The 21899-nt window shown below is 37.1% G+C and carries 27 protein-coding genes and 1 rRNA gene; 11 read left to right on the top strand and 17 right to left on the bottom strand.

Going from position 1 to position 21899, the window contains the following annotated elements; translation table 11 throughout:
* Together ACE1TI_RS19805 and ACE1TI_RS19800 are read right to left on the bottom strand one after the other, a co-directional pair.
* Nucleotides 1–92 (bottom strand): 16S ribosomal RNA (locus ACE1TI_RS19805); the annotation flags it as partial.
* A 267-nt stretch (nt 93–359) separates the two neighbouring features.
* On the bottom strand, nt 360–1220 hold the full coding sequence (locus ACE1TI_RS19800) for a nucleotidyltransferase-like protein (protein WP_375009262.1): 861 nt from the start codon (nt 1218–1220) through the stop codon (nt 360–362).
* A gap of 187 nt (nt 1221–1407) precedes the next feature.
* Here ACE1TI_RS19800 and ACE1TI_RS19795 point away from each other — a divergent pair, with 187 nt between their 5' ends.
* Nucleotides 1408–1764 carry a YgzB family protein gene (locus tag ACE1TI_RS19795; RefSeq protein WP_375009261.1) on the top strand — a complete coding sequence of 119 codons (357 nt, stop codon included), beginning with the start codon at nt 1408–1410 and terminating at the stop codon, nt 1762–1764.
* Nucleotides 1765–1904: 140 nt separating this feature from the next.
* On the opposite strand, the gene perR is transcribed toward ACE1TI_RS19795, so the two are convergent.
* From perR to bcp, 4 genes are all read right to left on the bottom strand, one after another.
* Nucleotides 1905–2342: a peroxide-responsive transcriptional repressor PerR gene (gene perR / locus ACE1TI_RS19790; protein WP_375009260.1), complete on the bottom strand. Its 438-nt coding sequence runs from the start codon at nt 2340–2342 to the stop codon at nt 1905–1907.
* 110 nt (nt 2343–2452) lie between these two features.
* Entirely contained in the window at nt 2453–2755 is a 303-nt protein-coding gene (locus tag ACE1TI_RS19785) for a cyclic-di-AMP receptor (RefSeq protein ID WP_375009259.1), read from the bottom strand.
* 57 nt (nt 2756–2812) lie between these two features.
* Nucleotides 2813–3337 carry an NAD(P)-dependent oxidoreductase gene (locus tag ACE1TI_RS19780; RefSeq protein ID WP_375009258.1) on the bottom strand — a complete coding sequence of 175 codons (525 nt, stop codon included), beginning with the start codon at nt 3335–3337 and terminating at the stop codon, nt 2813–2815.
* A 450-nt stretch (nt 3338–3787) separates the two neighbouring features.
* Nucleotides 3788–4255: a thioredoxin-dependent thiol peroxidase gene (bcp, locus tag ACE1TI_RS19775; protein WP_375009257.1), complete on the bottom strand. Its 468-nt coding sequence runs from the start codon at nt 4253–4255 to the stop codon at nt 3788–3790.
* A 157-nt stretch (nt 4256–4412) separates the two neighbouring features.
* Here bcp and ACE1TI_RS19770 point away from each other — a divergent pair, with 157 nt between their 5' ends.
* Together ACE1TI_RS19770 and ACE1TI_RS19765 are read left to right on the top strand one after the other, a co-directional pair.
* Nucleotides 4413–5711: a glutamate-1-semialdehyde 2,1-aminomutase gene (locus ACE1TI_RS19770; RefSeq protein WP_375009256.1), complete on the top strand. Its 1299-nt coding sequence runs from the start codon at nt 4413–4415 to the stop codon at nt 5709–5711.
* Between the two features lie 142 nt (nt 5712–5853).
* Entirely contained in the window at nt 5854–6939 is a 1086-nt protein-coding gene (locus tag ACE1TI_RS19765; protein ID WP_375009255.1) for an FUSC family protein, read from the top strand.
* Nucleotides 6940–6997: 58 nt separating this feature from the next.
* On the opposite strand, the gene ACE1TI_RS19760 is transcribed toward ACE1TI_RS19765, so the two are convergent.
* Together ACE1TI_RS19760 and ntdP are read right to left on the bottom strand one after the other, a co-directional pair.
* Complete coding sequence (locus ACE1TI_RS19760; RefSeq protein ID WP_375009254.1) at nt 6998–8740, bottom strand: ABC transporter ATP-binding protein; 1743 nt, start codon at nt 8738–8740, stop codon at nt 6998–7000.
* Between the two features lie 12 nt (nt 8741–8752).
* Complete coding sequence (gene ntdP / locus ACE1TI_RS19755; RefSeq protein WP_375009253.1) at nt 8753–9280, bottom strand: nucleoside tri-diphosphate phosphatase; 528 nt, start codon at nt 9278–9280, stop codon at nt 8753–8755.
* 174 nt (nt 9281–9454) lie between these two features.
* Between ntdP and ACE1TI_RS19750 the strand changes: the two genes are divergently transcribed.
* A complete protein-coding gene (locus ACE1TI_RS19750) occupies nt 9455–9619 on the top strand; it encodes a hypothetical protein (RefSeq protein ID WP_375009252.1) in 165 nt (54 codons plus the stop codon).
* A gap of 67 nt (nt 9620–9686) precedes the next feature.
* Here the strand turns inward: ACE1TI_RS19750 and ACE1TI_RS19745 are convergent, their stop codons facing one another.
* The gene (locus ACE1TI_RS19745; protein ID WP_375009251.1) at nt 9687–9890 is read right to left on the bottom strand and encodes a gamma-type small acid-soluble spore protein; all 204 of its coding nucleotides are present in this window, start codon (nt 9888–9890) and stop codon (nt 9687–9689) included.
* Nucleotides 9891–9960: 70 nt separating this feature from the next.
* On the bottom strand, nt 9961–10713 hold the full coding sequence (fabL, locus tag ACE1TI_RS19740; protein ID WP_375009250.1) for an enoyl-[acyl-carrier-protein] reductase FabL: 753 nt from the start codon (nt 10711–10713) through the stop codon (nt 9961–9963).
* A 113-nt stretch (nt 10714–10826) separates the two neighbouring features.
* Between fabL and ACE1TI_RS19735 the strand changes: the two genes are divergently transcribed.
* The 5 genes from ACE1TI_RS19735 to ACE1TI_RS19715 all read left to right on the top strand — a co-directional run bounded on the left by ACE1TI_RS19735 (nt 10827) and on the right by ACE1TI_RS19715 (nt 14049).
* On the top strand, nt 10827–11048 hold the full coding sequence (locus tag ACE1TI_RS19735; RefSeq protein WP_375009249.1) for a cytosolic protein: 222 nt from the start codon (nt 10827–10829) through the stop codon (nt 11046–11048).
* Nucleotides 11049–11147: 99 nt separating this feature from the next.
* On the top strand, nt 11148–12308 hold the full coding sequence (locus ACE1TI_RS19730; protein ID WP_375009248.1) for an LL-diaminopimelate aminotransferase: 1161 nt from the start codon (nt 11148–11150) through the stop codon (nt 12306–12308).
* Between the two features lie 26 nt (nt 12309–12334).
* Nucleotides 12335–13300, top strand: a complete 966-nt coding sequence (locus ACE1TI_RS19725) for an NADPH:quinone reductase (RefSeq protein WP_375009247.1) — start codon at nt 12335–12337, stop codon at nt 13298–13300.
* Between the two features lie 128 nt (nt 13301–13428).
* Nucleotides 13429–13593: a hypothetical protein gene (locus ACE1TI_RS19720; RefSeq protein WP_375009246.1), complete on the top strand. Its 165-nt coding sequence runs from the start codon at nt 13429–13431 to the stop codon at nt 13591–13593.
* A 102-nt stretch (nt 13594–13695) separates the two neighbouring features.
* The gene (locus tag ACE1TI_RS19715; RefSeq protein ID WP_375009245.1) at nt 13696–14049 is read left to right on the top strand and encodes a hypothetical protein; all 354 of its coding nucleotides are present in this window, start codon (nt 13696–13698) and stop codon (nt 14047–14049) included.
* A gap of 111 nt (nt 14050–14160) precedes the next feature.
* Here ACE1TI_RS19715 and ACE1TI_RS19710 read toward each other — a convergent pair whose 3' ends face one another.
* Genes ACE1TI_RS19710 through ACE1TI_RS19695 form a run of 4 tightly spaced genes read right to left on the bottom strand, consistent with a single transcriptional unit; the run spans nt 14161 to nt 17983 of the window.
* Nucleotides 14161–15777: a gamma-glutamyltransferase family protein gene (locus ACE1TI_RS19710; protein WP_375009244.1), complete on the bottom strand. Its 1617-nt coding sequence runs from the start codon at nt 15775–15777 to the stop codon at nt 14161–14163.
* Between the two features lie 14 nt (nt 15778–15791).
* Nucleotides 15792–16550 (bottom strand): SDR family NAD(P)-dependent oxidoreductase, encoded by a 759-nt coding sequence (locus tag ACE1TI_RS19705; protein WP_375009243.1) that lies wholly within the window; start codon nt 16548–16550, stop codon nt 15792–15794.
* Nucleotides 16541–17644: an A/G-specific adenine glycosylase gene (gene mutY / locus ACE1TI_RS19700; protein ID WP_375009242.1), complete on the bottom strand. Its 1104-nt coding sequence runs from the start codon at nt 17642–17644 to the stop codon at nt 16541–16543. Before mutY ends, ACE1TI_RS19705 begins: the two co-directional genes overlap by 10 nt.
* Nucleotides 17645–17656: 12 nt before the next feature.
* The gene (locus ACE1TI_RS19695) at nt 17657–17983 is read right to left on the bottom strand and encodes a hypothetical protein (RefSeq protein WP_375009241.1); all 327 of its coding nucleotides are present in this window, start codon (nt 17981–17983) and stop codon (nt 17657–17659) included.
* 176 nt (nt 17984–18159) lie between these two features.
* Between ACE1TI_RS19695 and ACE1TI_RS19690 the strand changes: the two genes are divergently transcribed.
* Nucleotides 18160–19149, top strand: a complete 990-nt coding sequence (locus ACE1TI_RS19690) for a metal-dependent hydrolase (protein ID WP_375009240.1) — start codon at nt 18160–18162, stop codon at nt 19147–19149.
* Nucleotides 19150–19166: 17 nt separating this feature from the next.
* On the opposite strand, the gene ACE1TI_RS19685 is transcribed toward ACE1TI_RS19690, so the two are convergent.
* From ACE1TI_RS19685 to recX, 3 genes are read right to left on the bottom strand one after another with little or no spacing between them, the layout of a single operon-like run.
* Nucleotides 19167–19436, bottom strand: a complete 270-nt coding sequence (locus ACE1TI_RS19685; RefSeq protein WP_375009239.1) for a YfhJ family protein — start codon at nt 19434–19436, stop codon at nt 19167–19169.
* A gap of 19 nt (nt 19437–19455) precedes the next feature.
* A complete protein-coding gene (locus ACE1TI_RS19680) occupies nt 19456–19761 on the bottom strand; it encodes a YfhH family protein (RefSeq protein ID WP_375009238.1) in 306 nt (101 codons plus the stop codon).
* A complete protein-coding gene (gene recX / locus ACE1TI_RS19675; protein WP_375009237.1) occupies nt 19745–20578 on the bottom strand; it encodes a recombination regulator RecX in 834 nt (277 codons plus the stop codon). The genes ACE1TI_RS19680 and recX overlap by 17 nt, the downstream gene beginning before the upstream one ends.
* Nucleotides 20579–20744: 166 nt before the next feature.
* On the opposite strand from recX, the gene ACE1TI_RS19670 reads away from it, so the two are divergent.
* Entirely contained in the window at nt 20745–21650 is a 906-nt protein-coding gene (locus ACE1TI_RS19670) for a TIGR01777 family oxidoreductase (RefSeq protein WP_375009236.1), read from the top strand.
* Nucleotides 21651–21899: the final 249 nt, after the last annotated feature.

The following is a 21899-nucleotide window of genomic DNA, read 5'->3' as shown; positions in this document are numbered from 1 at the left end:
CCGAAGGGATCTGCCTGCTTCCCGCGCTCGACTTGCATGTATTAGGCACGCCGCCAGCGTTCGTCCTGAGCCAGGATCAAACTCTCCATGAAAAGAGATTGATACAAGCTGTATCTTAAAAATAATTCGTTAAAGAAAGTAACAGACGCTTGACTTTCATTCAATTTTCAAAGGACAACTTTCTCCGCCTCAATTGGCGACTTTTATAATTTATCATTTCTCCCAATCCATGTCAACAACTTTTTTTGCTAGATTTTTTGAATTGGTGCGAATTGCCTCTGCGTTAACAGCGACAATGAATAATTTAACACCCTTATAATAAACAGTCAATACTTTCTTTCGATTTTTTTGATTTATTTTTAAAAAGTGTACCTTAAATGAAATACACCCGAGGTTTTCGATGGCTCTTCGACTCTTTTGACCTGACCGTTTTCTACTAGATATTGAAGTAATATTTCTAGATCAATAACATAATCCTGCACTTCTCGAGATGAAGCTAACTCATCATAACTCCATAACCCTGCCTTCTTATTCATAACTGCAGAAAGGTGGGCTTTTCCAATATGTATTTTTGACCTTATAGCGAATTCTATTGCGATCATAAGAAGTTCTAACCTTTTTTCAATACCTTCATCACCCACAATGAGCTCATGGTACAGCTTATACGTCTCAGGATCTACTTCTCTAACCTGTCTCCATACTGTTACTTCAGGGTATAAACCTTTTTCAATTACAGATAATCGTGCTAAATGATGGAGAGCATGCAAAATATGATTAAAAGCATCCAAATAATGATGAAGGTTGAATAATGCTTTCCCGTCTTCAAACCTCCGTATTAATTTCGCGAATTCAATTCCTGTCTTTTGCAGACGGTCTTCTTTTGGAAATTCACTTAACCTTAATTTCAGATTAGTTATATATTCATTTCTATTAAAAAGAATTTTACCCCTAAAAAGCCAGTCTAACATTTTTCTATTGGTTCCAGATAGGACCCAGTAAAAAAGCTCTCTTTCTGTGACAATGTGTAAAGCAGCGCTTACCCCAGAGCAATTGTAATGTTTTATTTTCGCTGCGCCTTCTTCTTCGCAGATAATCACAATTACCGCATCAAAAAAATCAGTGAAAGATTCTTGTCCAGGTGTTCTTTCTACTAAAAACACCCCTTTTGTGAACGGATCACTTGCACGTTCTTGATACAAATTACGTAATAATCCCTCCATCTATTTCTCCCCTTTCATATATTTTAAACCGTTCATTTATATTAGATGCCCTGTTTATTAATGTTATTTATGAAAGAAATGTTCGACAAACCAATGAAAAACCCTTTTTCTTATGAAAATTTTATAATGGAAGTGTGGTGCGCAATTAATTTTTTTTTGCTATACTTTGAATTCAGGAGGGTCACATATGACAGCAAAAGCAACCAATAAAATTAATCGGATAAGAACATTTGCTTTGTCTTTAGTTTTCATTGGAATATTTGTTATGTATATTGGTATCTTTTTCCGTTCTTCCCCTATAATTATGACCACAACGATGCTGCTTGGATTTATATTTGTACTATCAAGCAGTGCGGTGTACTTTTGGATTGGTATGATCTCCACTAACACAGTGAAAGTGGAGTGTCCTAACTGCGGTAAAGTAACTAAAATCCTTGGACGTGTTGATGCCTGTATGTACTGCGACGAACCACTGACGCTTGACAAAGAGCTTGAAGGGGAAGAGTTTAATCCAAAATATAATAAAAAAGCTAGAAACAATTAAATAAAAAAGCTTTATTCACAAATCAAAAATAAGTAGCCTTTCAATAACAGACAGAGGAAAACTAGGAAAAATTATATAAAACGCAAAAAGGCTGTCTCCAAATTCCTGGAGACAGCCCTTTCTTTTATTGCTTAGAGAATTTAGTGCTTTGAAATATTTTTACAATCCGGACAAGTTCCGTAAACTTCCATTCGATGATTGTTGACCTGAAAACCTGTTACATGCTCTGCTAGAGTTTCCACTTCATCCAATCCAGGGTAATGAAAGTCAACAATTTTACCGCAATTAGAACAAATCACATGATAATGGTCTGTCGTCACACAATCGAATCGACTTGAAGAATCCCCGTAAGTCAATTCTTTTACAATCCCAACTTCTTTAAAAACACGAAGATTATTATAAACCGTAGCAACGCTCATATTTGGGAATTTACCTTCGAGGGCCTTGTATATTTCATCTGCCGTCGGATGGCTCATCGAATCATATAAAAATTCCAAAATGGCATGACGTTGCGGAGTCATGCGAACCTTCGTTTTCTTTAAAGCATCTACTGCTTCTTGAAGTTGTTCGTTCGCCATCGTCATGCACCTCTCTTTCCTAATAAAACAATTCTTACATTATAATTCTTATAATTTATTTTATCCGATGGATATGAACGCTGTCAATAAAAGCACTTGTATAAGAATGTTTAAGAAGAAGGATTAGTAAACAGCATAGCATCTTCAGCAGCTAATACAAAGGAAGTATAACGGTGGGAGGTATCAACCCTCCTGCGTTTTTTCTTTTCATATGATATGCAGATTTCTTTTAAATCTTTCTTTAAATGTTCTATTTCTTTTTCATCCACACCAAAAAGAAAAGTAGTGTTTCCTTTTTTTAAAAATTCGCCGCTGCTTGACAGCTCTGTCATACGGTACCCTTTATACTGCATCTGTTTTTCTAATTCTGCTGTGTACAAATCGTTCACAATACAGACCATTAACTTCACCATGGATTCCTCCTAATGCTTATTGTATGCATTTCAACAATTAATTTTTCTCATTTTTTCTTAATAGCCTTGCTTTACATCAATCTTTTTTATTAGCTGACTACCGCCCCGCCTGAACGCGTTAAGGTTTTTATGAAAAATGTCAATTGTCCGAGGAAGATAATTTTTTGATACCCCTGAAATATGGGGAGTTACAGTTACTTTTTCCATTTCCCAAAACGGGTGTTTTTCGGGAAGAGGCTCTTGGGTAAACACATCTAATACAGCATGGGCTATTTCACCATTATGTAAGGCATTTATAAGTGCTTCTTCATCTAGCGTCTGACCCCTGCCTATATTTATAAAAACTGCTTCTTTCTTCATCATTTTAAAAGCTTCTTCCCCTATGATTCGATGTGTCTCCTTCGTAGCCGGCAGAACAGAAACGAAATAATCATCTTCTTTTAAAAGAGCGTGCATGTCATTTACTGTTACGAGTTTATCTATATTCTTAACGGAGCTTCCATGCCGGTTCAACCCTATTGTACGGAGACCAAAAGCTTTTGAAAACCTGGCTGTCTCTTCGCCGATAGCCCCCGCTCCCAATATTCCGATAGATTACTGATTTATTTCGGTCATTTCTATACTTCTGTTCCAAACCTTGTTTCTTTCCTGGTTTTTAAATACATCTGACTTTCTGGAATACTGAAGAATCATTGACATGGTGTATCCAGCCATTGGTTTTTTGTGAATACCTTTAGCGTTTGTGACTAAAATCTAAAATCCCCTTTTCAGCAGTAGCTTTAAAAGGCATTAAATCCATCCCTGCCGAAATCACCATGATCCACCGCATTTTTTTGCTTCTTCTATTTCCTGATCAGTCAAGTCTTCTCCTAGGGTAATTAAAATTTCAGTTTTTTTTTAATAAGGTCTTGCTTGATCTATATTTTCACAAAAAATAAAGTTTTCATTTTTATAATTCTTTTTCAACTTGTCTCTTAGTTCTGCTGTTAACATAGAAGTGGAAAGAATGGCCACTGCAGGTTAGCTCCTTTTTCACAGATTTTCTTTCATATAGTTTAGAGCTTCTTTTACATGATCCTTCACTCTAACTTTTCTCCACTCCTTAACCAGCTTACCGTCTTTATCAATGATAAACGTTGAACGTACAATTCCCATGTATTCTTTTCCAAAATTTTTCTTTAACTCCCACACATCATATAATTCTGCTGCTTTTTTGTTTTCGTCGGCCAAAAGTAGAAAAGGTAAACCATGCTTTTCAATAAACTTTTTATGCTTATCCACCGGGTCAGGGCTGACTCCAAGAATAACTGTGTTAGTATCATCAAATTCTTCCGTATAATCACGGAAATCACAAGCTTCAGTCGTGCAGCCGGGAGTCATATCTTTTGGATAAAAATAAAGAACAATATTTTTGCCTCTGTAATCAGAAAGGCTAACTTCCTTCCCATTGCTAGCTGGTAATGTAAAATCTGGTGCTTTGCTGCCTACTGTTGGTGCCATAATATAGTTCATCCTTTCTAAAAAATATTTTAGTTCTATATTAAGCGTACCTTCATTTCAGATTTTTAACAAATAAATTGAATAGTTCTTTTATCTCCCTTAAAAATTGTGCTTAAATGGTACAATGTAAAGTACTTTTCATAAGGAGGAACTTAAAATGAAAATGACTCAATCAGAGTTATTATATAAGGAAGCATGTGATCATATTGTCGGCGGAGTAAACAGCCCATCTCGCTCTTTTAAAGGTGTAGGCGGCGGAACGCCTGTATTCATGGAAAAAGGGGAAGGAGCATATTTTTACGATGTAGACGGAAATCAATACATTGATTTTTTAGGAGCTTACGGTCCCATTATTACTGGTCATGCTCATCCGCATATAACCCGTGCCATCACCAAAGCTGCACAAAACGGAACTCTGTACGGAACCCCAACAAAGCTTGAAAATAACTTTGCCAAGATGTTAAAAGAAGCTATTCCTTCATTAGAAAAAGTTCGCTTTGTTAATTCAGGCACAGAAGCAGTCATGACAACAATCAGGGTAGCTAGAGCATATACCGGACGTAACAAAATAATTAAATTTGCAGGCTGTTACCACGGTCATTCAGATCTTGTTTTAGTTGCTGCCGGGTCTGGTCCATCCACTCTTGGTTCTCCTGATTCTGCGGGTGTAACAAAAAATATTGCAGAAGAGGTGATCACGATTCCGTTTAATGACCCTGAAAGCTTAAAGGCTGCTCTAAATGAGTGGGGAGATGAAGTGGCAGCAGTTTTAGTTGAACCTATTGTAGGCAATTTTGGAATCGTTGAACCAGCTCCTGGTTTTTTAGAAAAAATAAATGAACTTACTCACGATGCCGGTGCTCTTGTTATTTACGACGAAGTTATTACAGCCTTTCGATTTATGTATGGAGGAGCACAAAACCTTCTTGGCGTCACTCCTGATATGACAGCAATGGGGAAAATTATCGGCGGCGGTCTTCCAATTGGTGCGTATGGCGGGAGAATAGATATCATGGAAAACGTAGCTCCTCTAGGACCGGCATATCAAGCGGGAACGATGTCTGGAAACCCTGCTTCTATTAGTGCTGGGATTGCTTGTTTAGAAGTACTAAAAGAAGAAGGAGTTTATGATAAACTAGATCATTTAGGATCTCTCTTAGAAAAAGGTTTAAACAAAATAATTAATAACCACACGGTTCCTGCTACCATTAATCGCTTAAAAGGAGCTTTAACTCTTTATTTTACTTCAACGAAAGTAAATAACTACAATGATGCAGAAAACAGCGATGAACTGCTGTTTAGTAAGTTTTTCAAAAAAATGCTGGATCAAGGTATCAATTTAGCTCCTTCAAAATATGAAGCATGGTTTATCACTACAGCACATGAGGAAAAAGATATTGAAGAAACTATAAATGCAGCAGAAAAAGCGTTTGATGAATTAGATAAAGAACAGTAATTTGTTATCGGTGGGATACTCTCTTCCTTTCGTGGGAATACAAAGAAAAAGTGCTTTGAACGTGACGTTATTAACATCAATAAATATAAAGAATAACCTTTCGGGATCCCCCGATTGGAAAAGAAAGGAATAGAACGTTTCCATGAAACTCGGGGCAAGAATTTTCAAAACCGGCCTATCCATTGTTTTAGCTATGTATGCTGCTTCGTGGGCAGGCCTTGAGCCCTCGTTTTTCGCAGCTGTTTCAGCTACTTTTGCGATACAGCCTTCCATCTTTAAAACGTATCAAACCATCCTTGAACAAGTTCAGGCAAATGTTATAGGAGCTGCCATAGCTATTATTTTCGCAGTAACATTCGGTCACGATCCCGTGATTATTGGGGCAGCTGTAATGTTAGCTATTGTTATTATTTTAAAACTGAAACTCGAAGCTTCTGCCATTTCGCTGGCTTTAGTTACTATTATTATTATTATGGGAAACCCACAAGAAGGATTTTTATATTTCGCGTTTGAACGATTTTCATTAATTATGCTTGGGGTTTTTGCTGCTTTTACTGTTAACCTTGTGTTTTTGCCACCTAAACATGAAACAAAATTGTATTATAAAATTTCTGACTTAACAGAAGAAATTATTCGATGGATTAGACTTATCACAAGACACGAAACAAACCAGCAAACCCTGAAAAAAGACATTCCGCTCATTAATGAATCCATCATTAAATTAGATAACTTATACCTTCTTTATAAGGAAGAGCGAAATTATTTTCTGAAAAACAAATTAAGTAAAGGACGCAAACTCGTTGTTTTTAAACAAATGATTGTAACATTAAAAAAATCATTTACCATACTTAAAACGTTTGATCGTTATGAAAACGAAATTCAGCATATGCCAGATCGAATGCAAAAACTTATAAAGCAGCAGCTTGATTATTTAACAGATTACCATGAACGTATTTTGCTTCGTTATATAGGAAAGGTGAATATACATTTGACAGAAGAAATGGCAGAAGAAGTAGATGAAGGCAGAGAATCTTTAACTGATTTATTTATGGATTTATATGACCACAAAGAAATTAATCGTGAAGAGTGGCTCCACATTTTGCCTGTCGTCTCTCACATTATTGAATATAATGAGCAGCTAGAACATTTAGATACACTTGTAGAAAGTTTTTTCAGCTATCACAAATCTGAAAATAATGTAGATATTGAAAAAAGAATAGAAGAATAAAAAAAGTTTGCTACTAAAACAAAAAGGAGACACACATTAAAAGTGCTGTCTCCTTTTTCTATACATTCTGTACTTCGAATAATTTTCGATAGGAACCTTCACGCTGCATTAATTGAGAGTGATTTCCTGATTCCACTACTGTCCCGTTTTCTATTACAACAATTCTATCGGCGTGTGTGATGGTTGAAAGACGATGCGCTACTATAAATGTTGTTCTATTTTTAGCCAGATTCTCCATTGCTTCTTGAATAAGATGCTCACTTTCCAGATCAAGAGCCGAAGTCGCCTCGTCAAAAATCAAAATCGGAGGATTTTTTAAAAATACTCTTGCAATCGCAATGCGTTGCTTTTGGCCACCAGACAATTTTACTCCGCGTTCTCCTACAGGAGTGTCATAACCATTAGTCAGCTCATTGATAAACCCATCTGCATTTGCCTTTTTGGCCGCTTCCACTACTTCTTCATGGGTTGCATGAGGATTGCCCATTAATATATTCATTTTAACAGAATCACTAAATAGTACATTATCCTGCAGCACCATGCCTATTTTATCTCGAAGTGTCCGTACTTCATAATCACGGATATCCCTGCCGTCTAATTTGATAGCTCCTGAAGTTACGTCGTAAAACCTTGGAATGAGACTGACTAAAGTACTTTTTCCCCCTCCGCTCATTCCAACTAAAGCAATTGTTTCACCGGCTGTTACAGATAAATCGATGTGTCTTAACACTTTTTCACTGTTTTCTTCATATTGAAAAATAACATTGGCGAATTCTATGGATCCACTAGTATATTCAAGCGGGACAGCTGTGTTTTTATCCTGTATATCATATTTCTCATCTATAAATTCAAAAACACGGTCCATAGACGCAATCGATTGCGTTAAGGTAGTAGAAGAATTGACCAGCCTTCTTAATGGGTTGTACAAACGCTCCATATAAGAAACAAATGCTACCATTTCACCAACCTCGAGTCCTGACGTCAGTACAAAGTACCCTGCAGCTAGTATGACGATTAAAGGTGCTATATCGGTAATTGTATTTACCACAGCAAACGTCTTTGCATTCCATTTTGTATGATCAATCGCTTTATCAAGAAAGTGGCTGTTCCGTTTTCCGAATTGTTCTTGTTCGTAATCTTCGAGAGCAAAGCTTCTGATAACATTCATCCCTTGTACTCGTTCATGCAAATGACCTTGAACATCAGCCAATGCCTGAGACCTTACTTTAGTTAAGTGACGCAGCCTGGAGTAAAAATACTTAATAGAAAAACCATACAAAGGAAATAATGCAAGCGCAACCAAAGTAAGCCACCCATTCATCGTTAACATAATAACCATTGCAATTATAATGGTGACCATATCAAGCCAAATATTCATTAACCCTGTAATGACAAAGTTTTTTGTTTGTTCGACATCATGTATTACCCGGGAAATGATTTCACCGGCTTTTCTATTTGAATAAAATCGCAAGCTCAACTTTTGAATGTGAGCGAATAATTGATCTCTTATATCATATAAAACCTTGCTCCCAGTCCATTGGGCAAAGTATTGGCGATAATACTCAATGGGTGGCCTTAGAATGAGAAAAGCTGTAATGGCTCCCCCAACCAGCCAAAATAAAGTACTAATTTTTTCCTCGTTTTCTATCGTTTCTGCAAGAATGATGTCGTCAATCACATAGGCAAGGATCAGCGGAGTTAAAAGTGGAATGCCAAACTTTAAAACGCCAATTATTATTGTAATAAAAATAACTTTTTTATACGGCTTAACGAATTGCAAATATCTTCTAATACTTCCCATTATTCACCTCTATTACCGAAAAAACAAAAAACGTTCATACCATTGTTCTACAAATTGGGGGTTAAATGGCCCCTTTCTTTGGTAAATCCAACTCTGCAGCTCTTCCACAGATTTAGAAATCTGCAGATTAATTTTTTTTGGATAATTCATCTCTTCTTTATGTCTTTCGTATTCATCTTCATCTAACAACTGATATGTCATATCAGGATAAACTTTAATATCCAAATCATAATCTATATATTTCAAAGCTTCTTCATCCCATACAAAAGGGGTGCCTAAATTACAATAATAATGAATACCATCTGCCCGGACCATGCCTATAACATTAAACCATTTTTCCCTATGAAAATAACAGATTGCCGGTTCCCTGGTCCTCCATGCTCTCCCATCTGATTCATGAACAAGAATTCGATCGTTTCCGCCGATCACTTCTTTTGATGTGCCTTGTAAGATCAGGGTTTCCTCCCAGATACGGTGAAGAGTTCCGTCATGTTTATAGCTTTGAATTTCGATTAATCTTCCGGTTTCCGGGAATTCCATGCCCTTCTCCTTCCTCTTTTCTATTCTCTATCTTATGTATTATACATCTTGTTTACGATAAAGAAAACTAAACGAAATACAACTTTCTATGGTCATCATGTTTAATTTTAAAAATGTTTACTAGTAATCAAGGGAGGGAAATGTTTAGTAAAACAAAAAGGGGAGGAAGTGACAATGCCTAGAAGGATGCCAGATCATGAATACGAGGAAAGACATATAGAGAAAAAAGAAGACAAATCAAGTGTCGCTTCGACTTTCATTAAGTATTTTGCTTATATTCTTATCTTTTTTGGATTTCTTTGGTTTTTAGTTCAATATGTTTTCCCAATGTTTCAATAATAACAGTAAAATAATAAAAAAGGGCTCTTAGGAAGCAACCCTTCCATAGAGCCCTTTTTTGTTCTTGTTATTGCTGTTGCTGGTTTTGTTGTTGGTTTTGTTGTTTTCTTTGTTGAGACTGTTGATTTTGTTGTCTCACTTGCTGTACATCTGTTTCGCTTGCAAATTCAGTCTGCTGGCTTTGGTTTCTAGCAGCAGCAGCGTTTTGCTGGCGAACTTTCTGCGCGTTAGTGCGTGAAGCGTTTTGTTGTTGGTTTTGGTTTCTATCCATTTTATTCACCTCCACATGGATTAACCTGCCCCTAAAAGCGAGAAATTATCCATAAAGAAGCGAGAAAAATTTACGTCAAAAGAGATATACCGCCATCAATGACTATTGTTTGTCCTCGGATCATGGAAGCATCGTCTGAAAGTAAAAACATAACTCCTTTCACTAAATCATCTACATTTACCATGCGGTCGGCTGGAGTTCGCTTCTTTGCTTCTTCTAATAATTCCTCACGATTTGGAAAATGAGTTAGTGCTTCTGTATCCACAGCACCGCCTGATACAGCATTAACAACAATTCCTTTTTCAGCAAGCTCTACAGCTAAATACCTTGTTAAAGCTTCCACAGCAGCTTTTGAAACACCTACAGCTGTATAATTTTTTAAATACCGTTGAGAACCTAATGAGCTCAAACTTACGATTTTTCCACCATTGTTTTTTTCCATCAGCTTAGCCGCCTCCTGGGCACAAAACAACAGCGCTTTACTATTGATGTTCATCGTCCAGTCCCAGTGGTTTTCTTCTAATTCCATAGCCGGCCTTAAAACGCCTGAGGCGGCATTGTTTACAAACACATCCAGACGGCCAAACGTTTCATCGACAGTAGAAAAAAGTTCTTTAATTTTTTCTGTTTTTCCTACATTTGCTTTTACAACTAAAGATTTTACACCAAGCGATTGTATTTCTTCAGCAGTTTCCAAAGCCGCTTTTTTACTCCGAGCATAGTTCACGACAATATGATATCCGTTTTCAGCTAATTTTAAAGCTATTTGTTTTCCGATTCCTCGGCTGCTGCCAGTTACGAGTGCTACTTTATTATCCATCATTTTCCTCCTATACCTTTCAACCATTAAATGAGCTCGTTTTGCTTCCAATATTATAACGTATAAGGAAAGCTCCTCACAGATAAAATAATTTTAAAAAGAAGGTGAATGACTGTATGTATGTTGGAAGAGATTTTTCCGAATTAGTAATGACCTCAAAAAAGAGATGGACCGATAAAGAACTTGCTCATTTTCATGAAAGTTTCCAACAAATCCTTCCTTATTTAAACTCTGAAGGCGGCATGATTTATCGAGAAATCTTGGAAGAGATTCGCAATAGACCCTCCTTTCACAATGGAGCAAGCTGGGATCGCGGGAGTACCATTCACCCTGATTAAACGTTATACCTGGATCTGGCATAGTGCCAGGTCTATTTTTTTATGCCAATAGGATTCCATTTTGCTTTATAATAAATATAGAAAGGATGATCCTGATTTATGATACAACCTGCACAAAGAATGAACACGCTTTCTGCTAGTGTTTTTACAGAATTAGCAGAGAAAAAAAATAAAAAAATACTAGCCGGTGAAGACATTATCGATTTAAGTATCGGAAGCCCAGACCTGCCTCCTCCAGCCTCTGTAAGATCTAAACTTTCAGAAGAAGTACAAAAAGAAGATCAGTTCGGCTATTCTCTGAAAGGAACGAGAGAATTTCAAGAAGCGGTTGTTCACTATTATAAGAAACAATTCAATATTATCTTAAACAGTGACGAAGTGCTTCAGCTTATGGGATCTCAGGATGGCCTTTCTCATTTGGCGCTGGCTTATTTAGACTCTGGCGACTATATTATCGCACCTGATCCTGGTTATCCTATTTATTCTGCGTGTGCTTCCTTAGCTGGGGCTGATTTATATACGGTTCCAGTCAATGAAGAAAATAATTTCATGCCTGACTTTGACCATATTCCAATTGAGATAGTAAAAAAAGCAAAATTAATGATTCTTAATTATCCTGGCAATCCTACAGCTGCGATGGCAGATAAGCAGTATTTTGAACAAGCGGTGGCGTTTGGTCTGGAACATAATATTTTAATTGTCCACGATTTTGCTTATGCTGAATTAGTCTTCTCCAGTCAAAAACCGTTAAGCATCTTTCATGTACCAGACGCAAAAAAAATTGCAGTAGAATTTAATTCTTTATCCAAAAGCTTTAATATGGCTGGTGCAAGAATTGGATATTTAATTGGCTTTCCATCTTACTTAAAACCTCTGGCTGATATAAAATCTAATATAGATTATGGTGTTTTTCAGCCTGTCCAAACAGCAGCTGCTTATGCTTTAACGAATGAAATTTCTTTTTTAGATCACCATCGAAGTGTGTATAAAAAACGACGTGATATTTTTATCAGCAAATTGCATGAAAAAGGCTGGGATGTAAGAGTACCTGATGGCGGTATGTTTATTTGGGCCAAAATCCCTGCTCCTTATTCGTCTTTATCTTTTGCATTAGAAGCTTTGGATCATGGCGTAGTGGTTACCCCGGGAAATGCTTTTGGCAATGGTGGAGAAGGGTATGTTCGTATTGCATTAGTACAAGAAGAAGACTTACTTCTTGAAGCTGCAGAAAGACTTGCTGAATTTTTGAATGAAGATTAAATCTATACTACTGAGGAGGCAATAAAATGAAAGCTGTTGTTTTTAATGAATATGGAGGTCCGGAAGTATTAAAAACTGCTGACATAGAAAAACCTGTACCAGAGCATGATGAAGTATTAATAGAAGTTAAAGCAAGCGGGATAAACCCTGTTGATACTTATTTCCGAAAAGGAATAAGAGAAGTACCATCCTTTCCTCATATTCCCCATTTTGATTTAGCGGGCGTTATAGCAAAGGTTGGATCTAACGTTAACTCCTTTCAAACAGGAGACAGAGTCTGGGCGACAAATATAAAAGGCACGGCAGCTGAATTTGTTACAGCTACTGAGGATTTCGTCTATCCATTGCCTGATAATATTAGTTTTGACGAAGGCGCCACTTTAGGTATTCCCGTTCTTACTGCTCACTTATCCTTATATAATAGAGCTAAACTGACAGAAGGAGAAAATGTTTTAATTTATGGAGCTTCAGGAGCTGTTGGAAATGCCGCAGTGCAGTTAGCTGTTCAAACCGGTGCAAAAACTATTGCTACAGCAAGCTCAAAGGAAAAAGAAAAGATTGCTGAAGAAGCAGGAGCTCATTATGTTATTAACTACAAAAATGCAAACCTTGAAGAAAAAGTCTTAGAGGTAACAAATAATGAAGGCATAGATGTTATTTTAGATATGTCTTTAAGCGAAAATATGGAAAGTGATTTTAACCTGCTGAAAACAGGGGGAAGGATTGTAGCAATAGGTTCTCCGAAAAACAATTCACCTGAACTTCCATGGCGTTTATTAAATCAAAAACATGCTTCCCTATTAGGGGTTTTATTATTTACAGCACCAGCAGAGGCCTTGAAACATGCAACTTCTGAAATAAATATTCTCCTGTCAAATGGAATCCTAAAACCTCACCTGGCCAAAAGTTATCCGTTAGAAGAGGCGGAATCAGCTCATAAAGCATTGGAAAATAATACATTTAACGGAAATATTGTATTACAAATCAATTAATCCAATAATTTCCGTGTAACCTTTATCTATATTGGGTATAGCGTTTTAAAAAGATAAAAAAGGAGCGATTCCAATGGAACGCAATACCTATTTTGTACAATTAGAGCCATCTATTATGGGAATTTCTGATGTTAAAACAACTGAAAACACCATTCAATATGAATGAGACAAAAGCAGATCATGCAAAAGATGAAATGCAGACCGAAATGAAAGACCTATATCTTAAGATTTATGAGCTTGGCAGTCCGGAAACAAGAGAATTATTTAAAGAGTTGGGAATTGATTCCCTTTAAAGGAATTAAAAGCTGATCCACTTAAAAAGTGAATCAGCTTTTTTGATGTATAAAGCCTAGAAGTAAACACAAAATATTTATGAAAGATAAGGAGGCGAAACAATGGATAAACAAATTTATTACGTTAATTTAAACCCAATAAGTATGGACGATGTAAGTAAAGTTAAAATTCCTGACAGCAGCCTTATCCAATATGAAATTGAAGCTACCCCGGAGGAGCTAGAGCAATTAGACTTTTTGTTAAATGAAACTCAGGACCATGATATGGAAATTCAAAACCTTTTTACGTTTAGACACTTTGATGAATCAACGACAGAAACCGATCGTCATGAATACCAAAGTGGAATGGATAAAATTTTTGATATGCTTTATCAGCTGGGAACTCCAGAAACAAAAAAACAAATCAAGGACCTGCATATGCAAAATCATGAGAAAAAAAGAAATATGCGTAATTAAAATCTTGTGTACCGCTTGAAGAAGACCACTTAAAAACACCGCACCCTATGGCAGCAACGGCATAACTACGTCACTGTGCATGAATGCCGTACTATTTACCTTTATTGAATCTTACCATGCACTAATCGTGCCATCCGTTCTTGCTTCGGTACCGGCTGCATAAACTCCTGTTTCGGAATTCCGCCAAATCATTTGTCCTCTGCCAAATGCCCCGGACGAATGGGCAATTTCGACTTTATGCCCTCTTTTTTCTAGCTTTTGGGCAATAGAAGGGTGAAATGAATGTTCCATCATTATTTTTTTATCTTTTAACCATTGCCACCTTGGTGCATCAAGAGCCGCTTGTGGATTTAAACCAAAATCTATCGAATTCATGATCACTTGCATATGACCTTGTGGCTGCATAAACCCGCCCATAACGCCAAATGGACCGATTGCCTCTTTTTCTTTTGTAAGAAAGCCCGGAATAATCGTATGATATGTTTTCTTTCCTCCGCGAATCACGTTAGCATGATTTGGATCCATGGAAAAGTGGTGCCCTCTATTTTGTAAGGAAATACCTGTTTCTGGTACTACTAACCCTGACCCAAATCCCATATAGTTACTTTGTATAAAGGAAACCATGTTCCCCTCTTTATCCGCTGCTGCTAAATAAACAGTTCCTCCTTTTGGAGGCTCTCCAGGTTCAGGATGTAATGCTGTCTCTCCAATTTTCCTGCTTCTTTGAAAAGCATAATCTTTTGATAATAGCGCTTCTGCAGCAACCTTCATATCGCTGGGATCAGTAATATATTGAAGACCATCAGAAAAAGCAAGCTTCAATGCTTCAATTTTGGAATGAAGCGTTTTTTCATCATCCCTGCCCTTTAAATTAAGGTGCTCTATAATATTCAAGGCTTGAAGTGCAATTGTTCCCTGGCCGTTCGGTGGAATTTCCCACACATTATATCCTTTGTAGGAAACATGTATAGGATCTACCCATTCAGGCCTATAATTTTCTAGATCACTCTTTTCTATGTATCCATTATACTGTTTAGAAAACTGAACGATTTGCTCGGCCAATTCCCCTTCATAAAAATCTCTGGCCTTGCTTTCAGCTATTTTTTTTAAAGTATCGGCATGGCAGGGAGAATTCCACATTTCACCTGCTTTTGGCACGCGTCCATGTGGGGTAAATGTCTCAAACCAATTTTTATACTCTTCCCCATTTAATTGTTCTTTGTATGTAAGAGCGCCTTTTTCCCAGAAATGAGCAAGAACTGGAGACAACGGATAGCCCTCTTCTGCATATTCAATTGCAGATTCAAACAATTCTTTAAAAGGAAGACAGCCAAATTTTTCAGAGAGTTCAGCCCAGCCTGCAGGAGCTCCTGGAATGGTAACAGGAACGAAACCAAATGGCGGAATTTGTTCCACTCCTCTTTTTTTTAAACTTTCTATAGAAATATTAGTAGGGGCTGGGCCGCTTGCATTTAAACCATGCAGCTGGTTTTTCACCCATACGAGAGCAAAAGCATCTCCGCCAATGCCATTAGAAGTTGGTTCAACGACTGTTAAAGCTGCCGCCGCTGCAATAGCAGCATCTACCGCATTACCGCCTTTTTTTAATATATCTAATCCTGCTTGGGCAGCTAATGGCTGGGAGGTTGCCACAACACCGTTTCTTGCATAAGTTGTAGTTCTCTTTGAACTATATGGATAATAATGTGGATCATTATGAAAAAGCATAAAGAAAACCCCTTCTACATATTCATTTTTGATTGTCCACCATCTACATTCAAGCTTGCTCCAGATACCCAGGACGCTTTCTCTGATGCTAGAAATGTTACAACGTTTGCGACTTCCTCAACTTTTCCAAAACGGCCTGCTGGTATTTCCCGCTCAACAAAATCATTAATTTTCTCTGGATCTTGATCGAGGCGTTTCTGCCAATTACCGCTGGGATGCAGTATTGCGCCAGGTGCTACGGAATTAACTCTTATCCCTTCTTTTATCGCTTCATCTGCAAATGCTTTTGTAAAACTGATCAGTGCAGCTTTAGAGTTGTTATATGTTGGTTTTCCGCCAGATTCTCTTCCATAGATAGAAGAAATATTAATAATACTTCCTGAATGTTTTTCTTTCATCACTGAAAAAGCCATTTTACTTAAATGGACAGCAGAAAAATAGTTTAAATTCATTGCTTTTTCAAAATCAGCCAGGGAAGTCTCTTCTACCTTTCCTCCACTGCTTCCCCCTACATTGTTAATAAGAATGTCTATGGTTCCAAATGTATCTAAAAATTCTTCAAAAGATCTTTTTCTCTCACCTTCATTTAATAAATCAGCTTGGATAGTAAAGACATCCTTTAAGTCTTCTTTTGCACTTTTTAAATTATCTGCAGAACGGGCCACAATAGCTGTAGATGCTCCTTCATGAATAAAAGAAGCGGCAATTCCTTTACCGATACCTTTGGAACCGCCTGTGACAAGAACTTTTTTACCGGTTAAACCTAGTTCCATTCTATATCTCCTTTTTCTTTATGTGCTTCTAAAATTTTTTGGTGGGACACGGGAAATGCATAGGCGTCCGTTTCATTAGGATAAAGCCACTTACAATCGTTTATTTCTTTAGAGGATTGCAATGCTTTTGCTTCATATACCGTAATGTTCCAAACTAAATGTGAGAAAACATGCTGTACTTTTTGGACTTTATGTTCGATTTCAGCGTCTATTCCAAATTCTTTTTTTAAAAAATGTTGTAAAGTTTCATGCGCGGAGGTACCTGAAGTTGAAGGTATTTCTACATTTGGATACTCCCATAAACGAGCTAACAACCCTTTTTCCCCACGCTGATGAAATAATGTCTGTCCATCTTTATTTTTCAAAATTACAGCAGCCATGTCTTTTGATTTAGGAGCTTTCTTTTTTTCCTTTACGGGCAGCTCTTCCTGTATGCCTTCTTCTCTCGCAGCACAGTGCTTTTGAACCGGACAAAGTAAACACCCAGGAGATTTTGGAGTGCAAACGATAGCTCCAAGTTCCATTAGAGCCTGGTTAAATTGAGACGGCTGCACCCCTTCTAAAAATTCAGGAATAATATCCTCAAACATTTTCCTTGTTTTTGATTTGCCAATATCTTCATTTATAAGGAGTATTCTGGAAAATACTCTCATTACATTTCCGTCTACAGCCGGTTCCGCCTGATCAAATGCAATACTTAACACAGCACCAGCCGTATAAGGTCCAACTCCTTTTAAAGAAGAAAATTCTTTTTTTGAAGCTGGAACTTCTCCTCCGTATTCTTCAACTACTTCTTTAATGGCTGATTGTAGGTTTCGGGCTCTTGAATAATAGCCTAATCCTTCCCAGGCCTTCATTACTTTCTCTTCATCTGCCTCAGCTAACGCTTCAGGAGTAGGAAACCATTCCAAAAACCGGTTGAAATAAGGAATAACAGTGTCTACTTTTGTCTGCTGGAGCATAATCTCAGAAACCCAAACCCGATAAGGATCCTGAGTTTTTCTCCAGGGAAGGTCTCGTTTATTATGTTCATACCAGCTGATTAAATCATTCTGAAATTCATTTACATTTATTTTCTCAAGTTGCAATTCCATGGTGTACCTCCATTAAGTCGATCTTAATTGCTCTGTTTTTGCTTGGAATGCCCAGCAATGTATTTTTTTTATACCGCCTTCTACACACTCATCTAATTTTCCGAATATATGATGTTCCTTTGAACTGCGCCACTTTTTTAAGGTATGATAGTGGGACAAAGTCGGAACTTCAAACATTTCAACATACAAACCTTGCTGATCAGCAGCAGAGAACCATTGAAAGTTTTCTGCTTCATAATTCGGGAGTGCTTCAGCGATCTCCTCCATAATCTGATTATACTTTTGTTCTTTTTCCGGTTTTATTTTGTATTCCATAAAAATTTGAAGTTTTTGATTCATACATCTCATCCCCTTTTTACAACCTTTATAATAGGGTATAACTAAAACAAATAAAACTTGGTATTTTTATACAGAAATAAAAAGCCTGGCTCGCTATGTCATAATAGAGAAAGTCATTTGCTTATATTTTTTATATACTAAACAGTGCAACATTGAAGTGTAGGAGGGCTGTGCTAATGGATACCGCCACACATGCAGTAATGGGTATTGGGCTTGGAGGCTTGGCTGTACTCGACCCTGCAGTAGCTGAGAATCCTGCAGCGATGCAAACCGTGATGGCTGCGACTATCATCGGTTCTCAGGCGCCTGACTTTGATACCATACTTAAGCTAAGAAACAATGCGGTTTATATTAAATACCACCGCGGGCCTACTCATTCAATTCCAGCTGTCCTCCTGTGGCCACTAGTCGTAGCCGGAACTATTTATGCCGTATCTCCCGAAATTTCATTTTTTCATTTATGGATATGGACTTTTATTGCTGTTTTTCTTCATGTATTTGTTGACATTTTTAATGCTTACGGCACTCAGGCATTATCGCCCTTTACGAGACGCTGGATTGCATTAGGTGTTATTAATATTTTCGATCCTTTAATTTTTCTTGCTCATATTCTTGGCTTCATTCTTTGGCGTTACGGGGCACCACCTGGTATAACGTTTCTTTCACTGTACTTTGGCCTGATCTTTTATTATGCGTGGAGAATCAAAGCCCGTAATAAAGTGCTTAAGCGCGCAGCCCAATTCCATCCTGGTGCTACTCATTTTTTTATTTCCCCAACTTTTAATTGGAATAAATGGCACCTCGTTATTCGGACAAAAGAACGCCTGCATGTTACTGAATCAAGAAACGGAAAACTTCAATACTTTGAAAGTTATCCGTTTGAGCCGATTCCTGATAATAAAATTATTAATGCAGCCAGAAATGACCGTAACCTGGCGGCTTTTCTTTCCTTTTCACCAACTTACCGCTGGATAGTAACTGAAATTGATAGAGGCTGGGAAGTTAAGTTTATAGACCTTCGTTATCGAAGTAAAGGATATTACCCTTTTGTAGCTGTAGTACGTTTAAATAAAGACTTAACCATATATACTTCCTACACAGGCTGGATTTATAGTGATGAAACCTTAGAGAAAAAATTAAAGCAAGGGGAAAAACTATTTAAATAAATAGTAATTCCCCTGTGCTAATGAGTGAAATAGTTTCTCTCTTTATTTAATTCGTTAAATTTACTGTTTGTCGCTTCATACTTGTGAAGGTAAGCTCCATACTGCTCAATCCACTTCCTAACAATTTTTTCAGTCACTTCAGTACCTTTATACTCTCTTCCAGAGCGTGCTCTGGTTACTTCAAAATCTTCCCATAGATATTCAATCCATGTGCGAGCTTGTCCGGCTGATAAATTCGTATTAATGTTTAGCAATTTGTTTGTTAGACGCTGGAACACATCTTCCACTTTTAATCTCTCCTTTCATTTATTCTTCTAATAATGAAATAGGCAAAGCTTCAAGCTCTTCAGAATGATCCCTAAAACCCCAGGCAAAAACTCCGTTAAAATATTTAATAAAGAACGTACCGCCATCTTGTTTGATAGAATAACGCTGTCCCGTCATAAAATCATCTGGGTCAATTAAATAAGCTTCTGCCATGACACGCTTTCGTTCCAAAACAGCAAACTCGCTTACCATTCCCATCTGCTCTGCTTTTTTAGCCTTTTCATTTAATTCGGTTATTTCATTTCTTAATTCCTTTTCTGACATTTGACTATATCTTTTCTCCATTTTCTTCATCCTCCATTTCTGTTTCTTTTAAGTATTTTTCAATTAAAAACATCGGAAAGCCCTTTCGGTACAAAAATTCTTTGATTTTCATTTCGAGGTTTCTGCCGCTGTATTTATGTTTCCATTTTTTCTTTGCCTTCTCTCCTTGAGCATAAACAGCTCTATACTCGTCCTCTTCAGAAACTTCCACTATCTTATTTTCCCATGCTTTAAGTGCTGTTTCGAGTGAAAAACCTTTGCGGACTAAACTGTTTGCAATCCGCTGTTCCATAGCTGCGGCGGATTCGTTCTTTTTTTGCTTCCCTTTTTTTTGTATAAAAGATTGAGCAGCTTGTAGCTGTGCTTCTGTTGAAAATTGCTGCAGTGCTTTTTCCGCCAAATCAAAATGAATTCCTTTTTGATAAAGCTCTTCTCTTATTACGACAGGGCCTTTATCTGTGGTATTCATCTTAGTCCGAACAAATGCTTTTGCAAATTCCTCGTCATCGATATAATTGTAATCTTTTATTTTTTTTATTGCTTCTTCAACGACACTTTCGTTATATTCTTTTTTTATTAAATATTGTCTTAATTGATGTTCTGTTCTCATTGAATGAGTAAGATAGTAAATAGCATCATTAAACGCTTTTCTGTGTTGATCTGCATGCATTATTTCATCTAGTTCAGCTTTAGTTAAGGTCTTCCCTTTTTTCAGCTGATACGTGACAAGGACGTTTTCATCCACGCTAAATGTATATTCTTCTCGGCTGTTTTCTTCTGTGAAAATATTGTACCGATCTTTTCTTTTACGCTGGGTAGTTATCTTGGAGATTTTCATTGGAGCCCCCTAACATACCTGAAATATAAACGATTAGTCTTTATTTGTTATGGGTAAAGTTAAACAGCGGATTGAAAAACCAGATCTGCCAAGTTTTTCTATTATACTGCTTACCTTTTAAAATTTTTATATTTTCCTAACAACATTTAAAAAGGAGCGACGCGTTTTGAATATTGCTGTAACAGGCGGAACAGGAATGGTTGGTTCTGCGTTAACAGGTTATCTTACGAAAAATGGCCACCATGTTTATATCTTAACAAGAAACAATAAGAACAAACAAAATAAAGAAAATATCACTTTCATAGAATGGCTGCAGGATGGCAGTACTCCGGAAAACCACCTGCCGCCTTTAGATGCCATTGTGAATTTAGCTGGAGCTTCTATTAACTCCCGCTGGTCAAAAGAACAAAAAAATTTAATACTTAATAGTCGTGTTGATGCTACTCGGGAAGTTTTACGAATCATACATGCTTCTGAAACAAAGTCATCAATCTTCATTAATGCTTCAGCCGTCGGATATTATGGAACCTCTAAAGATATTACTTTCACAGAAAGCAGTAACCCAGAAGGAAGAAATTTTCTGCAGAACGTTTGTGAAAAGTGGGAACATGAAGCTTCAAAAGCAGTAAGCCTTGGCGTAAGAACTGTTTATGCCAGATTTGGGCTTATTCTTGACGATAAAGAAGGAGCATTACCAAAAATGATGCTTCCTTATTCTTTTTTTGCAGGAGGACCAGCCGGTTCCGGGGAACAATGGTATTCATGGGTTCATTTAAAAGATGTAGTGGAAATGCTTGTATTTGCAATAGAAAAAGAAATTGTTAATGGGCCAATGAACGTCACTTCTCCAAATCCCGAAAAAATGAAAAATTTCGGGAAGAAATTAGGAGGTATTATAAGCCGGCCACATTGGCTACCAGCGCCTTCTTTTGCCATAAAAACTCTGCTCGGTGACATGAGCGTTCTGATTCTAGAAGGTCAAAAGGTACTGCCTGAAAAGCCATTGACCTGGGGTTATTCATTCTCTTACCCCCGATTGGAAGATGCTCTCCAAGATTTGCTTAGTTCCTAAACTTTTAGTAATAGTGAACAAATGGAATAACTATATTCTACCGCATATTTATCCACAACTCGTAAAAATATAATTTCCTCACTAGCGTTGCATAAAAATCTTATACACTTGTAAACCAATATAAATATACCATTTATTGACATTTATCAGTTGTTCGGAATACTCTGATTTTTATATTCCATATTACAGAAGAAAAAAGACAATAGGGCTATAAAGGTAGTCCAACATCCATTTTTTTACAAGTGATTA

The sequence above is a fragment of the Alteribacillus sp. JSM 102045 genome, from assembly GCF_041949975.1.
Lineage (GTDB): Bacteria > Bacillota > Bacilli > Bacillales > Marinococcaceae > Alteribacillus.
The sequence above is the reverse complement of the archived record's forward strand: the minus strand, read 5'-3'. Positions and strand labels throughout refer to the sequence as shown.

Bases quoted from the DNA above. Each gene is read 5' to 3' on its own strand.
- ACE1TI_RS19720 (WP_375009246.1), top strand. From the start codon at position 13,429: ATGTTAAAACAACTGAAAACACCATTCAATATGAATGAGACAAAAGCA.
- ACE1TI_RS19765 (WP_375009255.1), top strand. From the start codon at position 5,854: ATGAAACTCGGGGCAAGAATTTTCAAAACCGGCCTATCCATTGTTTTA.
- ACE1TI_RS19725 (WP_375009247.1), top strand. From the start codon at position 12,335: ATGAAAGCTGTTGTTTTTAATGAATATGGAGGTCCGGAAGTATTAAAA.
- ACE1TI_RS19795 (WP_375009261.1), top strand. From the start codon at position 1,408: ATGACAGCAAAAGCAACCAATAAAATTAATCGGATAAGAACATTTGCT.
- ACE1TI_RS19800 (WP_375009262.1), bottom strand. From the start codon at position 1,220: ATGGAGGGATTATTACGTAATTTGTATCAAGAACGTGCAAGTGATCCG.
- ACE1TI_RS19745 (WP_375009251.1), bottom strand. From the start codon at position 9,890: ATGGATAGAAACCAAAACCAACAACAAAACGCTTCACGCACTAACGCG.
- ACE1TI_RS19750 (WP_375009252.1), top strand. From the start codon at position 9,455: ATGCCTAGAAGGATGCCAGATCATGAATACGAGGAAAGACATATAGAG.
- fabL (WP_375009250.1), bottom strand. From the start codon at position 10,713: ATGATGGATAATAAAGTAGCACTCGTAACTGGCAGCAGCCGAGGAATC.
- perR (WP_375009260.1), bottom strand. From the start codon at position 2,342: ATGGCGAACGAACAACTTCAAGAAGCAGTAGATGCTTTAAAGAAAACG.
- ACE1TI_RS19760 (WP_375009254.1), bottom strand. From the start codon at position 8,740: ATGGGAAGTATTAGAAGATATTTGCAATTCGTTAAGCCGTATAAAAAA.
- ACE1TI_RS19785 (WP_375009259.1), bottom strand. From the start codon at position 2,755: ATGGTGAAGTTAATGGTCTGTATTGTGAACGATTTGTACACAGCAGAA.
- ACE1TI_RS19705 (WP_375009243.1), bottom strand. From the start codon at position 16,550: ATGGAACTAGGTTTAACCGGTAAAAAAGTTCTTGTCACAGGCGGTTCC.
- ACE1TI_RS19735 (WP_375009249.1), top strand. From the start codon at position 10,827: ATGTATGTTGGAAGAGATTTTTCCGAATTAGTAATGACCTCAAAAAAG.
- ACE1TI_RS19695 (WP_375009241.1), bottom strand. From the start codon at position 17,983: ATGAATCAAAAACTTCAAATTTTTATGGAATACAAAATAAAACCGGAA.
- ACE1TI_RS19710 (WP_375009244.1), bottom strand. From the start codon at position 15,777: ATGCTTTTTCATAATGATCCACATTATTATCCATATAGTTCAAAGAGA.
- ntdP (WP_375009253.1), bottom strand. From the start codon at position 9,280: ATGGAATTCCCGGAAACCGGAAGATTAATCGAAATTCAAAGCTATAAA.
- ACE1TI_RS19770 (WP_375009256.1), top strand. From the start codon at position 4,413: ATGAAAATGACTCAATCAGAGTTATTATATAAGGAAGCATGTGATCAT.
- ACE1TI_RS19715 (WP_375009245.1), top strand. From the start codon at position 13,696: ATGGATAAACAAATTTATTACGTTAATTTAAACCCAATAAGTATGGAC.
- bcp (WP_375009257.1), bottom strand. From the start codon at position 4,255: ATGGCACCAACAGTAGGCAGCAAAGCACCAGATTTTACATTACCAGCT.
- recX (WP_375009237.1), bottom strand. From the start codon at position 20,578: ATGAAAATCTCCAAGATAACTACCCAGCGTAAAAGAAAAGATCGGTAC.
- mutY (WP_375009242.1), bottom strand. From the start codon at position 17,644: ATGGAATTGCAACTTGAGAAAATAAATGTAAATGAATTTCAGAATGAT.
- ACE1TI_RS19690 (WP_375009240.1), top strand. From the start codon at position 18,160: ATGGATACCGCCACACATGCAGTAATGGGTATTGGGCTTGGAGGCTTG.
- ACE1TI_RS19680 (WP_375009238.1), bottom strand. From the start codon at position 19,761: ATGGAGAAAAGATATAGTCAAATGTCAGAAAAGGAATTAAGAAATGAA.
- ACE1TI_RS19730 (WP_375009248.1), top strand. From the start codon at position 11,148: ATGATACAACCTGCACAAAGAATGAACACGCTTTCTGCTAGTGTTTTT.